The sequence below is a fragment of the Streptomyces sp. CB00455 genome (assembly GCF_001905445.1).
In the GTDB taxonomy this organism is placed as follows: domain Bacteria; phylum Actinomycetota; class Actinomycetes; order Streptomycetales; family Streptomycetaceae; genus Streptomyces.
On record NZ_LIVQ01000004.1, the window covers coordinates 183,334 to 199,926 of the forward strand.

At 70.1% G+C, this 16,593-nt stretch carries 17 protein-coding genes; 9 read left to right on the top strand and 8 right to left on the bottom strand.

Going from position 1 to position 16,593, the window contains the following annotated elements:
• Positions 1 to 41: 41 nt before the first annotated feature.
• Positions 42 to 1,232 carry a metallophosphoesterase gene (locus tag AMK16_RS18155; protein ID WP_073917725.1) on the top strand — a complete coding sequence of 397 codons (1,191 nt, stop codon included), beginning with the start codon at positions 42 to 44 and terminating at the stop codon, positions 1,230 to 1,232.
• Between the two features lie 148 nt (positions 1,233 to 1,380).
• Positions 1,381 to 2,196: a hypothetical protein gene (locus AMK16_RS18160; protein ID WP_073916812.1), complete on the top strand. Its 816-nt coding sequence runs from the start codon at positions 1,381 to 1,383 to the stop codon at positions 2,194 to 2,196.
• A gap of 147 nt (positions 2,197 to 2,343) precedes the next feature.
• On the opposite strand, the gene thiC is transcribed toward AMK16_RS18160, so the two are convergent.
• Positions 2,344 to 4,131: a phosphomethylpyrimidine synthase ThiC gene (thiC, locus tag AMK16_RS18165; RefSeq protein WP_073916815.1), complete on the bottom strand. Its 1,788-nt coding sequence runs from the start codon at positions 4,129 to 4,131 to the stop codon at positions 2,344 to 2,346.
• A 178-nt stretch (positions 4,132 to 4,309) separates the two neighbouring features.
• Here thiC and AMK16_RS18170 point away from each other — a divergent pair, with 178 nt between their 5' ends.
• On the top strand, positions 4,310 to 5,752 hold the full coding sequence (locus AMK16_RS18170) for a YibE/F family protein (RefSeq protein WP_242438783.1): 1,443 nt from the start codon (positions 4,310 to 4,312) through the stop codon (positions 5,750 to 5,752).
• Between the two features lie 78 nt (positions 5,753 to 5,830).
• On the opposite strand, the gene AMK16_RS18175 is transcribed toward AMK16_RS18170, so the two are convergent.
• The 4 genes from AMK16_RS18175 to AMK16_RS18190 form a co-directional block, all read right to left on the bottom strand.
• Positions 5,831 to 6,280, bottom strand: coding sequence for an SsgA family sporulation/cell division regulator (locus tag AMK16_RS18175; RefSeq protein WP_073916822.1), 450 nt, complete (start codon positions 6,278 to 6,280; stop codon positions 5,831 to 5,833).
• A gap of 97 nt (positions 6,281 to 6,377) precedes the next feature.
• Positions 6,378 to 7,115 (bottom strand): IclR family transcriptional regulator, encoded by a 738-nt coding sequence (locus AMK16_RS18180; RefSeq protein ID WP_443333584.1) that lies wholly within the window; start codon positions 7,113 to 7,115, stop codon positions 6,378 to 6,380.
• A gap of 310 nt (positions 7,116 to 7,425) precedes the next feature.
• On the bottom strand, positions 7,426 to 7,650 hold the full coding sequence (locus tag AMK16_RS18185; protein WP_107417175.1) for a DUF5326 family protein: 225 nt from the start codon (positions 7,648 to 7,650) through the stop codon (positions 7,426 to 7,428).
• Positions 7,651 to 7,794: 144 nt separating this feature from the next.
• Entirely contained in the window at positions 7,795 to 8,112 is a 318-nt protein-coding gene (locus tag AMK16_RS18190) for a cupin domain-containing protein (RefSeq protein ID WP_073916825.1), read from the bottom strand.
• A gap of 89 nt (positions 8,113 to 8,201) precedes the next feature.
• Here AMK16_RS18190 and AMK16_RS18195 point away from each other — a divergent pair, with 89 nt between their 5' ends.
• From AMK16_RS18195 to AMK16_RS18210, 4 genes are all read left to right on the top strand, one after another.
• A complete protein-coding gene (locus tag AMK16_RS18195; protein WP_073916828.1) occupies positions 8,202 to 8,582 on the top strand; it encodes a phage holin family protein in 381 nt (126 codons plus the stop codon).
• 139 nt (positions 8,583 to 8,721) lie between these two features.
• Positions 8,722 to 9,888 carry a cystathionine gamma-lyase gene (locus AMK16_RS18200; RefSeq protein WP_073917731.1) on the top strand — a complete coding sequence of 389 codons (1,167 nt, stop codon included), beginning with the start codon at positions 8,722 to 8,724 and terminating at the stop codon, positions 9,886 to 9,888.
• Between the two features lie 177 nt (positions 9,889 to 10,065).
• Positions 10,066 to 10,971 (top strand): LysR family transcriptional regulator, encoded by a 906-nt coding sequence (locus AMK16_RS18205; RefSeq protein ID WP_073916831.1) that lies wholly within the window; start codon positions 10,066 to 10,068, stop codon positions 10,969 to 10,971.
• A 59-nt stretch (positions 10,972 to 11,030) separates the two neighbouring features.
• Entirely contained in the window at positions 11,031 to 11,510 is a 480-nt protein-coding gene (locus AMK16_RS18210; protein WP_073916835.1) for an NUDIX domain-containing protein, read from the top strand.
• A gap of 35 nt (positions 11,511 to 11,545) precedes the next feature.
• Here AMK16_RS18210 and AMK16_RS18215 read toward each other — a convergent pair whose 3' ends face one another.
• Positions 11,546 to 12,733: a globin domain-containing protein gene (locus AMK16_RS18215; protein ID WP_242438784.1), complete on the bottom strand. Its 1,188-nt coding sequence runs from the start codon at positions 12,731 to 12,733 to the stop codon at positions 11,546 to 11,548.
• A gap of 142 nt (positions 12,734 to 12,875) precedes the next feature.
• A complete protein-coding gene (locus AMK16_RS18220; RefSeq protein WP_073916837.1) occupies positions 12,876 to 13,526 on the bottom strand; it encodes an HAD family hydrolase in 651 nt (216 codons plus the stop codon).
• Positions 13,527 to 13,732: 206 nt separating this feature from the next.
• On the opposite strand from AMK16_RS18220, the gene AMK16_RS18225 reads away from it, so the two are divergent.
• The gene (locus AMK16_RS18225) at positions 13,733 to 14,626 is read left to right on the top strand and encodes a GNAT family N-acetyltransferase (protein WP_107417176.1); all 894 of its coding nucleotides are present in this window, start codon (positions 13,733 to 13,735) and stop codon (positions 14,624 to 14,626) included.
• Between the two features lie 17 nt (positions 14,627 to 14,643).
• Positions 14,644 to 15,105, top strand: a complete 462-nt coding sequence (locus tag AMK16_RS18230; RefSeq protein WP_073916841.1) for a GNAT family N-acetyltransferase — start codon at positions 14,644 to 14,646, stop codon at positions 15,103 to 15,105.
• A gap of 93 nt (positions 15,106 to 15,198) precedes the next feature.
• Here AMK16_RS18230 and AMK16_RS18235 read toward each other — a convergent pair whose 3' ends face one another.
• Positions 15,199 to 16,584 (bottom strand): serine hydrolase domain-containing protein, encoded by a 1,386-nt coding sequence (locus AMK16_RS18235; protein WP_073916844.1) that lies wholly within the window; start codon positions 16,582 to 16,584, stop codon positions 15,199 to 15,201.
• Positions 16,585 to 16,593: the final 9 nt, after the last annotated feature.

Consider the following 16,593-nt stretch of genomic DNA (forward strand, 5'->3'; position numbering starts at 1 on the left):
CCGGAGGTCAGGAGGGTCCGCAGGTGTACGGCAGCGCGACGGTGGTGGAGGGGTCGATGACTCAGGGGGCCGGTCAGGGACCCGCGATGCGGACGGAGACGCTGCGGGACTTCCGGGTTCCGGTCACCGAACCCGCTCCGTACGCCGTATCCACCGGGCTTCCCGGTGAAGCTCCCGTGTACGGCGAGTACCCGGCGTACTACGAGGGCGGCGCGCCCGGCGCGCCCCCGCAGCCCGGATACGCACCGCAGGCGAGCGCACCGCCCGCCGCGGAACCCGAGGACGAAGACCTCGACGGGTACACCCCGACCCAGCGTGACCTGCCCGTCATCGGGCGCGGCGCGCTCGGCGGTCCCGGTGACACCGTCCAGGTGCAGTACGTCCCCCAGGACACGGCCACCGCCGGCCCGGGGCCGCTCTACGTCGTCGGCGACGTCCACGGCTACCTCGACGAGCTCGTCGCCGAACTCCACGCCCAGGGCCTGATCGACGCGGAGCGCCGCTGGTCCGCCGGCAACGCCCGGCTCTGGTTCCTCGGCGACTTCACCGACCGCGGCCCCGACGGCATCGGCGTGATCGACCTCGTCATGCGGCTGTCCGCCGAGGCCGCCGCTGCGGGCGGCTACTGCAAGGCCCTCATGGGCAACCACGAACTGCTGCTCATCGGCGCCAAGCGGTTCGGCGACACGCCCGTCGCCTCCGGGGCCGGCACGGCCACCTTCCAGGCCGCCTGGCTGCTCAACGGCGGCCAGCGCAGCGACATGGAGCGGCTCCAGGACGTACACCTGCAGTGGATGTCCCGGCTGGACGCGGCCGTCCTGGAGGAAGGCCACCTGCTGCTCCACTCGGACACCACGGCCTACCTCGACTACGGCGACTCCGTCGAGGACGTCAACGACACCATCCACGAACTGCTCAACCGCAACGACGCCGACATCACCTGGGACCTGTTCCGCAAGTTCACCAAGCGGTTCGCCTTCCGGGACGAGGAGACCGGCCCGGACGCCGTGAGGGAACTGCTCGGCACCTACGGCGGCAGCCGCGTCGTGCACGGGCACAGTCCCATCCCCTACCTGCTCGGCGAGGTGGGCGCCGAGGACGGCGACGAGGCACGCGGTCCGGAAGCCGTCGACGGGCCGCACGTGTACGCGGGGGGCCTCGCCATCGCCATGGACGGCGGGGTCACGATGGCGGGCAAGCTGCTCGTCGTCCAACTTCCCCTGAGCGACTGAGGCTTCCCGCACCGGGCTATTTCGGTAAAGCCCCTGTCAACGTGCGGTGTGGGCCCTCTACCATCGCCCTATCCGTAGCAGGCTCTCCTCCGTTTGTGCCGGCGCCCGGGTCTACGCGGGCAAACCGGCTTCTACGGAGCATCGGGGGATGCACATGACCAGCGCTCCGCACCTGCTGACCGAAGACCGGCCGGAATTCGATCGGCTCCTCGACGAGGCGCTGCGCACCGCGCACGAACGCCCCGAGCTCGCCGCCCTGGGCGAACGCCTGAACGCCGAACAGCTGCGCACCATGGCCCTGGCGGCCAGTGCGCTGCTGACGGCCGCGGCGGCCGCCGAGTACGACCACTACGTGAAGGTCCGCGAGGAGCGGCGCGACGAGCTCCTGTCCCCGCCCGGTACGGCAGGGGAAGAGGACGACGACCGGGGCAGCGCGGGCGGCGCCGGCCTCGCCGCCGTGATCGCGGTCCTGGCACCCGTCCTGGCGGGCACCGCCATGCTGATCTTCCTGCTCGTCGGCTATGCCCTCAAGATCGTCGACCCCGAACCCGCCTTCGCCGAAACCATGCTCACGGCAGGCTCGTTCTTCGGGGTGCTCACCATCGTCTCCCTCGTCTTCGCGGTGACCGGGCTGCTGATGGCGGCCGTCCGCAACAGCGCGACCGAGGTGGCGGCGGACGACGGCGAGCCGGTACCCGACGAGGTCGCCTGGGCCCGTGAGGAATGGCGCAAGGCACTGCTGGAGCGCGGGATCATGCCCTTCCTGCGGGACGCGCTGGCCGATCCGAGCGCCGGGCCGGGCTTTCCGGCCCCGCGCTCGCGCGGTGGGCGCATCCCCAGCCTGGGGTACACACCTCCTGATTTCTCCAGTCCGGGGCTGCCCTCCGAGGGGCCCCGGCCCGGGTACTCGCCCCCGGACTTCACAAGCCCGGACTTCGGCGGCCCGGAGCACGAGCCGAAGTGACCCCCCGTGGCACGGTGACCAACGGGACGACGCGGTAGCGGTATCCGAGAGGCGCCGACGCACCGGCTCCCGCTGGTGTTTCACGTGAAACACCAGCGGGAGCCAGCCCTAGGGCCGCGGAGCCGCGCCCGGAGGGGAGCGGGTGCGTCAGTCGGCGAGCGGGAGGTAGACGCGGTTGCCCGAAGCCGCGAACTCGGCGGACTTCTCCGCCATCCCGGCCCGGATCTCGTCGGCCTTCAGGTCGCCCCCGTGCTCACGGCGGATGTCCTGCGAGATCTTCATCGAGCAGAACTTAGGGCCGCACATGGAGCAGAAGTGCGCCGTCTTGGCCGGCTCGGCGGGCAGCGTCTCGTCGTGGAACTCGCGGGCGGTGTCCGGGTCCATCGCCAGGTTGAACTGGTCCTCCCAGCGGAACTCGAACCGGGCGTCCGACAGGGCGTCGTCCCACTCCTGGGCCCCGGGGTGTCCCTTGGCCAGGTCCGCCGCGTGCGCGGCGATCTTGTACGTGATGACGCCGGTCTTGACGTCGTCGCGGTTGGGCAGACCCAGGTGCTCCTTGGGCGTGACGTAGCAGAGCATCGCGGTGCCCCACCAGGCGATCATCGCTGCGCCGATGCCCGAGGTGATGTGGTCGTAAGCGGGTGCGACATCCGTGGTCAGCGGACCGAGGGTGTAGAACGGCGCCTCCTCGCAGATCTCCTGCTGAAGGTCGATGTTCTCCTTGATCTTGTGCATCGGAACGTGGCCCGGGCCCTCGATCATGGTCTGGACGTTGTGACGTTTGGCGATCGTGTTCAGCTCGCCCAGCGTCTTCAACTCCGCGAACTGCGCCGCGTCATTGGCGTCCGCGATCGAGCCGGGGCGCAGGCCGTCACCCAGCGAGTACGTGACGTCGTAGGTCGCGAGGATGTCGCAGAGCTCCTCGAAGTGCGTGTACAGGAAGTTCTCCTCGTGGTGCGCCAGGCACCACGCGGCCATGATCGAACCACCGCGCGAGACGATGCCGGTCTTGCGGCGGGCGGTCAGCGGGACGTAGGGCAGCAGCACGCCTGCGTGGACCGTCATGTAGTCCACGCCCTGCTCGGCCTGCTCGATGACCGTGTCCTTGTAGATCTCCCAGGTCAGGTCCTCGGCACGACCGTCGACCTTCTCCAGCGCCTGGTAGAGCGGGACGGTGCCGATCGGGACAGGGGAATTGCGCAGGACCCACTCACGCGTGGTGTGGATGTTGCGGCCCGTCGAAAGGTCCATGACGGTATCGGCGCCCCACTTGGTCGCCCACGTCATCTTGTCGACCTCCTCCTCGATGGAGGAGGTGACCGCGGAGTTGCCGATGTTGGCGTTGACCTTCACCAGGAATCGCTTGCCGATGATCATCGGCTCGATCTCGGGGTGGTTCACGTTCGCGGGGAGTACCGCACGACCCGCGGCGATCTCCTCGCGCACGACCTCGGGGGATACGTTCTCGCGGATCGCGACGTACTCCATCTCCGGAGTGATCTCGCCCCGGCGGGCGTACGCGAGCTGGGTGACGGCGGCGCCGTCACGGCCCCGGCGGGGTTGGCGGGGGCGGCCGGGAAAGACCGCGTCGAGGTTCTTGAGCCCGCCGCGCGGCGAGGTGTGCTTGATGCCGTCGTCCTCGGGGCGCGCGGGGCGTCCCGCGTACTCCTCGGTGTCCCCGCGTCCGATGATCCAGTTCTCGCGCAGCGGTGCGAGACCGCGGCGCACGTCGGTCTCGATCCCGGGGTCGGTGTACGGCCCGGACGTGTCGTAGAGCGTGACGTCCTTGCCGTTGGTGAGGTGGACCTGGCGGACCGGCACCCGGATGTCGGGGCGGGAGCCCGCCACGTACCCCTTGTGCCAGCCGGGCTGGCGCTCGGTCTGGCCGTCGGCGTCCTGGCTGACGGCAGGCGTGCGTGCGTCCTGAATGGTCATGAGACCTATCTCCCTACGCCGGCATTACCCGGTAACAGGTTCGGCGGTCGACGCAGCCTCTTCCCGTGCGCATCCGTGATGCGCCTACGGTGATCAGCGTCCTCTCAGCCCGGTGCTCCGAGCTCCCGCGTTGTGCAAAGGTGCCCCCACGCTAGCGTCATCTATGGCGTGCTGAACAGTGGGCCCCCTCATCTCTTGCGATGATCTGCCGGTGACGATCTCGCCGCATCCCCCCAGCCAGCCCACAGAACCCGCCGGCCACGACGGTCACGCGCACCCAGGCCCAGGGCACTCCTCCGGCCCCTCGTCCGGGCACTCGCCGGGACACCCGTCCGGCCATTCCCACAGTCACAGCCACGGGCCTGCGGCACCCGTCTCCCAGCACCTGCGCAAGGTCATCGCGGCCGTGCTGATCCCCTTCGCCGCCGCCGTCTTCATCGGCATGGCGGTGCTGTGGCCGGGCGGCGCGCCCGCCCACGAGCGCACCGGGGTCGGCTTCGACCGCCAGACGCAGCAGGGGACGGTCGTCTCGCTGGCACAGGTCGACTGCAAATCGGTGAACGCCGCGCAGGTCCCGCCCACCGGGAACACGTCCACCCCGGAGGGCCGCGAGGCACAGGCCGCGCAGACCGGCGAGTGCAAGAAGGCCACCATCGAGGTCGGCACCGGCCCCGAGAAGGGCCGCACCTTCGTGGAGATCGTGCAGCCGGGCGCACCGCGGCAGTTGGAGAAGGGTCAGGAGGTGGTCGTCGCCTACGCGCCGGACGCGCCGCGGGACCTCCAGTACTCGGTGGTCGACGTCAACCGCAAGCTCCCGATGGCCCTGCTGGCCGGTATCTTCGCCGTGGCCGTCGTCGTGGTGGGCCGGATGCGGGGGCTGTTCGCGCTGATCGCCCTGGTCGTCAGTTTCGGCGTGCTGACGCTCTTCATCCTCCCGGCCATCCTGCAGGGATCGAATCCGCTGCTCGTCGCGGTCATCGGTGCGAGCGCCATCATGCTGATCGCGCTGTACATGTGCCACGGACTGACCGCGCGCACCTCGGTCGCCGTCCTCGGCACGCTCGTCTCGCTGCTGCTGATCGGCCTGCTCGGCTCGCTCTTCATCGGCTGGGCGTTCCTCACCGGCAACACCGACGACAACACGGGTCTGATCCACGGGCTCTACCCGCACATCGACATGAGCGGTCTGCTGCTCGCGGGCGTGATCATCGGATCGCTGGGTGTGCTGGACGACGTGACGGTCACCCAGACGTCGGCGGTGTGGGAACTCCACCAGGCCGATCCGTCGATGGGCCCGCGCTCCTTGTACCGGGCGGCCATCCGGATCGGGCGCGATCACATCGCTTCTGTGGTCAACACCCTGGTGCTCGCCTATGCGGGCGCCGCACTGCCCCTGCTGCTGCTGTTCTCGATCGCGAACAGCAGCATGGGTTCGGTGGCCAACAGCGAACTGGTCGCGGAGGAGATCGTACGGACGCTGGTGGGTTCGATCGGGCTCGTGGCGTCGGTCCCGGTGACGACGGCGCTCGCCGCCCTGGTGGTGTCCGCCGACCGGCCGGGGGGGCAGGGCCCGCCGGCCACGGGACCGGTCCGCGGCCGGGGCCGTCGGCGCAAGCGCTGAGCGGTGTCCCGCCCGCCGGGCCGGCGGGGCCGCCGGATCTCGCGAACGGGCTGCCGGATCTCGCGAAGGGGTGGGCGGTCAGCCCGCGTTCTGCTCGTTCTGCCGGGACTCGGCCAGGATCCTGCCGAGCGCCTGGTCGAGGTTCTCCTCGAAGTCGCCCTGATCGCGCTCCTGACCCAGGGGAACGAGCCGGTCGGTGCGGTCGAGGAAGGCGACGAGCGGCGCCGCGCTGGCGCGGAACAGCGCCCGGTCGCCGCCGACCTGGAGACGGATGTGGACATCGGACAGCTCCTCCGGATCGGTGGGGGCGATGCGCACATCGCCGTCACCGCACGGCTTGTTGATGCCGTCGAGGAGCAGTTCCCGGCCGAACGCCCAGGTCACGGGCGCGTCTCCGGGGAGGTGAAAGGTCAGGCGGACTGCGTAGGGATCACGAGCGTCGTACCGGAGTTCCACCGGGATCCGGAACGAGAGCTCCTCGGAAACGAGGAAGCTCATCATGACCTCTGCCTGTACCGACTCGCGCATTGCCTACCCCGCTTTAGTGGAAGTGGCCAGGAATGGTCCCCCAGGGCCTCTTGACCAAGAGTGGTGTAAGCGCTAGCAGATCACAAGGAGTGAGTTTTCAGATACTGATAGAGAACGAGAGGGTGTTCAACAGCGCGCCTACTTCACTCCGTAGTCGATCGACCGCATAAAGCAACCGGCCTTGCTGGTGCAGGGGAAGAGAAATGGCCATGGCTGCAGCGGTATTGCCGGCAGTGATGGGGATGGCCGCACACACCGTGCCCAGCGCGTACTCCTGACGCTCCGTAACCGGCTGCATCCGCTCCATGGCCCCGAGCCGGTCCTCCAAAGAGCGAAGATCCGCCACTGTGTAGGGGGTGACGGCCTCGACCGGGTGGCGGGCGTAGTGGTCCCTGCGAGCCTTCTCGTCGAGCTGGCCGAGCAGGCACTGCCCGATGGCGTGGGCGTGGCCGGTCGCCCGGAAGTCGGCCCACTCCTCGCAGGCCGGGCTGGACGGGGTGTCCGAGACACCCACGACCTCGATTTCACCCTCGCGGTACACCGCGAAGTAGACGGGGGCCCCGACGGCGTCGCGGAAGTGCGCGAGGGAGTCGAGGATCATGCTGCGACGTTTCTGCTGCAGTCCGCCGCCCGCCAGCCGACCGGCCGCGGCACCCAGTACGAAGACGCCGCTCTCCCGGCGCAGATAGCCCTCGTGCGTCAGGGTGCGCAGGAGGTGGTACGCGGTGGGAAGGGGAAGCCCCGCCTCGCGGGCGAGCTGCTTCGCCGGAGCCCCTTCGCGGTGCGAACCTGCGGCCTCGAGCAGCCGCAGCGCCCGCTGCACCGAACCGATCAGCGTGGGCACAACGCCGGTTTGAACCGAAGACAAAGCGCACCCCCAGGCGTGGCGGCAGACCTCGGGGCGGCCCGCCCTGCGGGGGCCGCCCCCGCGTGCGCCGCGACTCCTGGGGGCCGTGCTCGGCGGCTGTTCCACACGGCCGCCGTTCAGAACGGTGGTACCGGCTTTCGGTGCCCAGGGAACGGCACGGATTGCGACTGTATCCGCCGATTCCCACGTCGTAGGCGGTTTTGGAAGCCACGTTCCCTCGCCTGGCTCAATCCGCGACCGCCCGACGCACCGGTACCACCGGGCCTCTTCGGACCGGCTACCAACCGCCGGAGGAGGACTTCGTACCGCCGCCGACCTTCTTCACCACGAAGATCAGGCCGCCGACGAGACCGACGAAGAGGAGCAGCTTGAAGACGAACCCGATCAGGGCGCCCAGGATGCTCGTGATCACGCCACCGAAGACGAACAGTGCCAGCAGCGGAACGGCGACCCACTTAACCCACCAGGGCATGCCTGCGAATGTCCTTCGGATCCCGTCCATGTCCTCGACCTCTTCTTCTTCGTCCGTGATGTCCTGCTCCCGATGCTAGGAGCCGGGGGTCCCGGACGGGGCCCGGCAAGCCCCCGCAGTCCCCTGATCCGCCCCCTAGGGGGACCAGGGGCGCGACCCTCATCCGGGGACAGGTCAGCCCTCCGGCGGGGAGAACACCACCATCACCCGCAGATCCTCCGTGATGTGGTGGAACTTGTGCGCGACTCCCGCCGGGACGTAGACCACACTGCCCCGCGCCACCGTGGTCGTCTCCTCCCCGACCGTGATCGAGGCGCGCCCGCTCACGACGAAGTACACCTCGTCCTGACGGTGCGGCTGCTGCGGATCGCCCTGCCCGGCGTCGAGGGCGTACAGGCCCACCGACATGTTGCGCTCGCGCACGAACTGCAGGTAAGCGCCGTCGTTGGCGATCCGTTCCGCTTCGAGCTCGTCAAGCCGGAAGGCCTTCATCGTCGTTGTGCCCCTTGTACTCGGTCGTGCCCTCGCACCCGCTGGTCCACGGATGTTCCACGGGAATCTTCTCTGCCACGATCAGACCCATGACGAATTTCGTAGTCAAGACGCTCGCCAATGCGGCGGCGCTGGCCGTTGCCATCTGGCTGCTCGCCGGCATCACCCTCGACGACGGCAGCAGCCTGGGCCGCCGTACGGTCACCCTGCTGCTGATCGCCCTCGTGTTCGGGCTGGTCAACTTCATCGTGAAGCCCGTGGTGAAGCTGCTCTCGCTCCCGCTGTTCATCCTCACCCTCGGCCTCTTCACCCTGGTCGTGAACGCCCTGATGCTGCTGCTGACCTCCTGGCTGGCCGAGCAGCTCGACCTGAGCTTCCACGTCGACGGATTCTGGACCGCCGTCGTCGGCGCACTGATCATCTCCGTCGTCTCCTGGGCCGTGAACATGGTCCTGCCCGACAAGGACTGACGAGCGGGGACCCGCGGGGCCCTCACCCCGGCCGGCTGGAGGCCTTACGCGAGGCCATGAAGGAGCACACCGCGTGAACTCTCACGAACCCGAAGACACGCACGGCCTCGGCCACCACGACGGCGGCCACCGCAACACCATTGACCCCGCAGACGGCGGGCACGACGCCGGGTCCGCGGCCCGTCTCGGCGACGGCACCCTCGCGGTGCGCGCCGGGCTGCCCGGGCCCGTCAAGAACGAACCGCCCCTGCCCGGACCGGTCTTCGCCGCCCACTTCCACCTGCCCGGGGAGGTCGAGGGGCCCTACACCTACGGCCGTGACACCAACCCCACCTGGACCCTGCTGGAAGAGGCGATCGGAGAGCTGGAGGCTCCGGGCCAGGAGGTGCACACCGTCGTCTTCGCCTCGGGCATGGCGGCGATCTCCGCCGTCCTCCTCTCCCAGGCGCGCACCGGTGACACCGTCGTCCTGCCCGACGACGGCTACCAGGCGCTGCCCCTGCTGCGGGAGCAGCTGGAGGCGTACGGCATCCGCGTCCGCACCGCGCCGACCGGGGACGACGCCCAGCTCGCGGTCCTCGACGGAGCCCGGTTGCTGTGGATCGAGACCCCGTCGAACCCGGGGCTCGACGTGTGCGACGTACGGCTCCTGGTGGACGCCGCACACCGCGGCGGCACCCTGGTCGCCGTCGACAACACCCTCGCCACCCCGCTCGGCCAGCGCCCCCTGGAACTCGGCGCCGACTTCTCCGTCGCCAGCGGCACCAAGGGGCTCACCGGACACGGTGACCTCCTGCTCGGTTACGTCGTCTGCCGCGACGCGGAACTGGCAGCCGGCGTCCGCAAGTGGCGCAAGATCGTGGGCGCCGTTCCCGGGCCGATGGAGGCCTGGCTGGCGCACCGCTCCCTGGCCACCATCCAGCTGCGGGCGCAGCGCCAGTGGGCCAATGCCCTGGCGGTCGCCGAGGCACTGGCCGACCGCGCCGACGTGACGGGGCCGCGCTACCCGGGCCTGGCGTCGGACCCCTCGCACAAGACGGCCGCCCGTCAGATGCGGGGCTTCGGATCGGTGGTCTCCTTCACGCTGCCCGACCGGGCCCACGCCGAACGGTTCATGGCGGCCCTGCGTCTGGTCGAGGACGCGACCAGCTTCGGCGGCGTGCGGTCCACCGCCGAGCGGCGCGGACGCTGGGGCGGCGACGCCGTGCCGGAGGGGTTCATCCGGTTCTCCGCCGGAGCGGAGGACACCGCGGACCTCGTCGCGGACGTCCTGCGCGCCCTCGACCTGGCCGGCAACACGGCCTGAACGGGCTGTGGTCGGGCGGTCCGAGCCTCCCCCCTCGTGGCTCGGACCGCCCCGGGTTCCCGCCCGCGAAGAACCACGTGACAAGGCTAGTTGACTCTGCGTCAGAGTCCAATCACGGTAACGACAGGGGGCTATCGGCATATTTATACTTGAAGGCCCCCACCGAGAGGTGCCGCCATGGACCTGGCCCTGCTGCGCACCTTCGTCGCCGTGCACCGGGCGGGTTCCTTCACCCGGGCCGCCGCGCTCCTGGGCCTGTCCCAGCCCGCGGTCACCTCACAGATCCGCACGCTGGAACGCCAGCTGGGGCGCCCCCTCTTCCACCGACGGGCCCGCGGTGTCACACCCACCGCCATGGGTGACGAGCTCGCCCACAAAACCGCCCCGCACCTCGACGCGCTGCTGCGGATCACCGAGGCCGAGCGTGAGGCCGCCGGGACGTTACGCACCCTCCACATCGCGGGACCGCCGGAGTTCCTGGGCCTGCGCGTGCTGCCCGCCCTCGCTCCCCTGGTCGGCCAGGGCCACACCCTGCGCGCCGCCTTGCAGACGGATGCCGAGGAGACCCTCGACGGGCTGGCCGCCGGCCATCACGACCTCGTCGTCACGACCGCCCACCCCCGCGGCGAACTCTTCACCGCCACCGCGCTGTGCGACGAGGAGCACGTCCTGGTCGCGGCGCCCTACTGGGCCGCCCTGGTCGGTCCGGACCAGCTGCACGAAGAAGGACCGGCCGCCCTCGACGGCATCCCGCTCGTGGAGGTCCACGAAACACTGCCGCTCGTCACCCGCTACTGGAATGCCGTCTTCGACAGCAGGCCCCACGCCGGCGCCGTCGCCGCCACGGTGGTCGTGCCCGATCTGCGGGCCGTGCTGGAATGCGTCCAGGCCGGTGCCGGGTTCGCGGTCCTCCCCCGCTACCTCTGCCAGGACGCCCTCGACAGCGGCCGGATCGTGGCCCTGGCAGATCCTCCGGTGCCGCCGCTGCGCACCTGGTTCCTTGTCGTGCGGACCGGCAGCCTCGCCCTCGCCCACCTCGCCCGGGCCCACGACCGGCTCCTGCGAGCCGCCACGCGCTGGTGAGCCCCTGTTTCCGGCCCCTGGCGCGTTTCAGAAGGGCAGCCGTGGGCCACTCTTCTCCCATGACCGAACGCCCCGTGGTCAAACGCACCGCCCGCGCGATCCTGCTCGACGGTGACGACATGATCCTCATCAAGCGCACCAAGCCCGGCCTTGATCCCTACTGGGTCACACCCGGCGGCGGAGTGGAGTCCTCGGACGCCACCGTCGTCGACGCACTTCACCGGGAGGTCCACGAAGAACTCGGCGCGAAGATCACCGATGTGGTGCCCTGCTTCGTCGACACCGTCGAGCACATCGCCGACGGTGGGGTGACCGGAGTGAAGGTGCAGCACTTCTTCGTCTGCCACCTCGAATCGATGGACCCCAGCCAACGGCACGGCCCCGAGATCGACCAGCCCGAGGGCGAGTACGAGATCGTCCGCGTGCCCTTCAGCCGCGTCGGAATCGCCGCCGTCCATCTCGTCCCGCTGTCCCTGCGGCACTACCTCGACGGGAACATCGAGGGTGTGCGCGCCATGCACGCCGCCGACCTGGGCTGACGGCCCCGACGAGACCGGCGGTCGGCCCGCCGGTCTCAGCCGGCCACACCCGCCAGCTCCTCCACCGCGTCGTGCCGGATCCGTTCGTCCGGGATGCCGATCCGCTTGAGCTCGTCCACCCCGCTGCGGATCATCGCCGGCGGCCCCGAGACGAAGGCGTCGTACGAACTCCACGGGCCGTTCTCGCCGACCGCGTGCGGCAGCTGCCCCGCCATTCCGTCACCGACCACCGGGCGCACCGAGAGCCAGGGGTGTGAGCGCTGCAGGCCCAGCAGCGTGTCCTTGTCGTACAGGTCGTTGTCGCTGCGCGCTCCGAAGAAGACCTCCACCGGACGGCGTTCTCCGTGCTCGGCCACGTCCTCGATCAGCGCCTTGATGGGGGCGATCCCGGTGCCTCCGGCAAGGCACAGCATGCCGTTGTCCGTCGTGTGATCCACGACCATCGACCCGGAGGGCGGCCCGAGGCGCAGCACGTCTCCGGGGCGGGCATGGCGCACCAGCGCGTTGGACACCCAGCCCGCGGGCACGGCCTTGACGTGGAAGGACAGCAGCCCGTCGGCGCGGGGCGCCGAGGCGAAGGAGTAGTGCCGCCACACCCGAGGCCACCACGGGGTCTCCAGGCTCGTGTACTGGCCGGCCAGGAAGGCATACGGCTGGTCGGGGCGGACGGTCAGCACCGCGATGTCCGGGGTGCGCAGCTCGTGCGAGACCACCTCCGCGTGCCACCACGCCGGGGACGTGGCCTCGTCCTCGGCCGCAGCGTCGATCATGATCTGGGAGATCGTGGTGTAGGCCCTCACCCAGGCGGCCTGGGCCTGTGGCCCCCATGTCGCCGACGCGTACCGGGCCAGCGCGCCGATGAGCGCCTCGCCCACCACCGGGTAGTGACCCGCCATGGTGCCGTACTTGCGGTGCCCCGTTCCCAGCCTCCGCAGGTAGGGGGTGAGCACCTCGGGGTCGTCGATGTGGTCGGCCGCTGTCAGCAGGGCCTTCAGCAGCCGGTCGCGCTGGGTGTCCATGGCCGCGGGGAACATGCCGCGCATGTCCGGATGGCTGGTGAAGACCAGGGCGTAGAAATACGAGGTCACCTTGTCGGCGACGGGTGCGATCTCCGCGAGCGTCCGGCGGATGAGCACGGCGTCCGGGGAGGGCTCGGCCATTCCGCCCTCGGCGGATATCCGTGCTGCCTCCCGTCCGGCCGGTCTGGTGGGCGGAGCGTCCATGCAATGCCTCGCTTCGAGCATGTCGGTCGGTCTGCACACGCCACGGTCTGAGAATCCGTGGTTCCGGGTTCCACAGCGTGCCAGCCAGTCCAGCGCGCTGCGGGGAAATGCAGAAAATCCGGGTTTCGAACCCACTTCCCTCTTAGGATGGCGCAGCTTCGGAGCGGGGCAGCCCCAGCAGCCGGTACGCCTCCCGCAAGTCCCTACCCACATATACGTGCGTCGCACGTTCTGCGAGATAGGGACGTGCGTTGACCGCGACCGAGACCGGCACCGACGCGAAGAGCACCGAGTCCGTCATGGAGTCCCCGTAGGCGACGCAGTCCTCCCGGGTCACCCCGAACCGCTCGCACAACTGGTCCGCCACCGTCACCTTGCCCTCGGGCGTCAGGATCCCTGCCACCTCCAACGGGCCGGTGAACGGCACCGAGGGGTAGACGGAACCGTGAGCAGCGTGCGCCCCCCACTCCATCAGCAGTTCCACGAAGAAGGACGGCGACAGGGAGATCACCGCGCAGTAGTCGCCGCGCTCCCGGATATCCCGCCACACCTCCCGGATGCCGGTCAGCCATGGGGAGCCATCGAACGCCGCCCGGACATGTGCGGGTGTCAGCTCCGCCCACAGCGCGTGGGCCGCCAGTGAAAACTCATGCGGCTCCATCTCACGAGCCGCGAAGGCGCGCTCCAGCTCGGCAATCTCAGTGCTCAGTCCAAGCTGCCGGGAGATCTCGACCGGTGCGGCCGAGCCGAACATCAGGGTCCCGTCGAGGTCGAAGAGGTGGAGAAGGGGCATAGCCGTCGAGGCTAGTGGGTCCGTTTCACGTGAAACAGCGTGTTTCACGTGAAACATCGAGCCGTTTGACGCAAAACCGAGCCCGTTTCGTCGGGGTTGGGGGACCCGTTTCACGGGAAACATGCTTCGCCCCCCTTGGTTTCACGTGAAACATCCGTCATCCAAATCCTCTGGACGACCCCCGATCGATGATCCAGTCTGAGCGGGTGACACCACCACACCTCACGGATCTGCCGATCCGAGCGCTGACCCTGGACGATCTCCGCCGCTGCGCCGACCTGTCCGAGGACCGCGGCTGGCCCCGCGAGGACCACAAGTGGGGGCTGCTCCTCGCCGCCGGCAACGGCTACGGCGTCGACGCACCGGACGGGCAGGGACTCGCCGCCGTCTGCGTCGTCACCCGGTACGGCCACGCCCCCGCCTCACCGATTCTCGCCGCCATCGGAATGGTCCTCGTCGCCGGCCGCTACGCCCGTCAGGGCCTGGGACGGCGACTAATGACCCACATCTGCGACGACGTACTCAAGGACGTCCCCCTCACCCTGCACGCCACCCCCTACGGCCGCCCCCTCTACGAGGAACTCGGCTTCGCCGCCACCGGCCGTGCGGAGATGCTGAGAGGAGCCTTCCGTCCCGACGCTCCCGCGGACGCGGGCGGCGCCGATGCCGTCACGGTCCGGCGCGCCACGGCCGAGGATCTCCCCCTCATCGTCCACCTGGACACCGAGGTCTTCGGCGCCGACCGGACCCACCTGATCACCCGGCTTCCCGCCTTCACGGACCGGCTGATGGTGGCGCAGGACGGTAAGGGCGCCGTGACGGGCTACGGCGCGATCTGGCCCAACATGGACACCCATGTCATCGGCCCCCTGATCGCCCGAGACGCGGCGGGGGCCAAGGCACTCGTCACCGCCCTCGCAGCCGCCACCGATCGCCCGCTGCGCACCGATGTCGACGTCCGCCACGAAGAACTCCTCGCCTGGCTCAAAGCCCGCGGTCTCGAATCGGTCGCCTTCAACGACGTCATGACCCGCAACACCCCCGGCCTGCCCGGTGACTGGACCCGACGCTGGGCGCCGCTCACCGTGGCGGCGGGCTGAGACGAGGAGCACCCCCTATGACCGACACCGCCGGGCTGAGCATCCGCCCCGCAACCGCCGACGACCTGCCCGCCATCGTCGCCATGCTGGCCGACGATCCGCTCGGTGCGACCCGCGAATCGCCGGAGGACCTCACCCCGTACGAGGCGGCGTTGAAGCGGCTGTCCGACGACCCCAACCAGCACCTGGTCGTCGCCGTCCGGGCGGACCGGGTCGTCGGCACCCTCCAGCTCACGATCGTCCCGGGCCTCTCCCGCAAGGGCGCCACCCGCTCCATCATCGAAGGGGTCCGTGTCCACTCCGATGAACGCGGAAGCGGCCTCGGCACCCGGTTCGTCGAATGGGCGATCGAGCAGTCCCGCGCCGATAACTGCTCGCTCGTCCAGCTGACCTCGGACGTGAGCCGGACCGATGCCCACCGCTTCTACGAGCGGCTCGGATTCACCGCCTCGCACGTCGGGTTCAAGCTGCAACTCTGACCGACCGGCTCTGCCGGGGCCGCTCCGGGCGGCGACCCCGGCCGTGCCCGCGCAGATCGCCGGAGCGCGAGTCTCTCACCTGGGAGCGGTCCGTCAGCCGATGCCCTGCCAACCCTGCGGGTCCACTCCGCCGGGCACCGGGGCCTGGGCGTCGTACGGCTCCCTCGTGAACACGAAGGACGCCAGGTCGAGGTGGCTCACCGAACCGTCGGGGCGGCGTACCGCCCGCAGCGTCTCACCGGCGTAGTAGCCGGACACGCCGGTCCACGTACCGTCCTGCTCCGCCCGGAAGCGGGCGGCACGTCCGGTCGTCCCCACCGGTCCCAACTCCAGCGATCCGTCCGCCTTCAGCCGCACCGCGTGTGCCGAGGTGCCCCAGTACCAGGGGCCGCACACCTCCAGGGGCACCCGGTCGGCTGCCAGGAACGGCCGCCACGGCTGCGGGAAGCGCGGCTCGGCCTCCGCGACGACAGTCAGGAGATCCGCCGCCAGCGAGGAAACCGCCAAACCCGAGGTGCAGTTCGCCAGCACCACTGCCGCCACGTCGTCGGCCTCGCTCACCCACAGTCCCGCGACGAAGCCGGGCAGCGAGCCGCTGTGCCCCGCGAGCCGGCGCCCACCCTGCGCCATCAGCTGCATCCCGAGCCCATAGCCGAGCTCGGCGAAACCGGGCTCGGGAGGAGCCGCCGAGGTGCGCATCTCCCGCACGGCCTCCGCGCTCAGCACCCGCTCGTCCCCCCGCAGCAGGAAGTCCGCGAACCGCGCCAAGTCCCGGGTGGTGGACCAGAGCTGACCGGCCGGAGCCATCAGCCCGAGGTCCTCCAGCGGTTCGGGCATCATCACGTCCGCCCAGGGATGCACGGCCCAGCCACCTGCGTGCGGCGCCCTCGGCGAGCCACTCGTGCGGTCCAGACCCAGCGGCTCCAGCACCTCGGCCCGCAGCACTTCCTCCCACGGCTTGCCGCGCAGCGCCTCGACGAGCGAACCCAGCAGCGTGTAGCCCGGGTTGGAGTAGTGGTGCCGGCTCCCGGGCGGGTGCCGGAACGGATCCTCACCCAGCACGTCGGCGAGCGCGGGCCGCGTCCCACCGGGTGTGCGCTCCCACCACTCGCCCGGCGTCTCCGCTGCCAGCCCGCCGGTGTGCGCGAGGAGTTGGGCGATGGTCACATGTCCTGCTCCGGTGTCCGGCAGGTGCCGCTCCAGCGGGTCTGTTAGCGCGAGGAGCCCTTCGTCCCGGAGCCTCAGTACCAGAACCGCCGTGAAGGTCTTGGTGATCGACCCGATCCGGTACTGCACGTTCCCGTCCGGGGCGTGCCCTTCGACGGAGGTGCGGGCGCCCTCCCAGACCAGTCGCCCGCCCCGCACGACCGCGGCCGCCACGGACGGCGCTCGTCCCTCGCTCTGTGCGACGGCGATCCGGTGCCGCAGCGCACGCCGGGTGGCAGGGAGAAGGTCCAGGTCCTCAGAGAGCTCGTCCATGAGCGGATG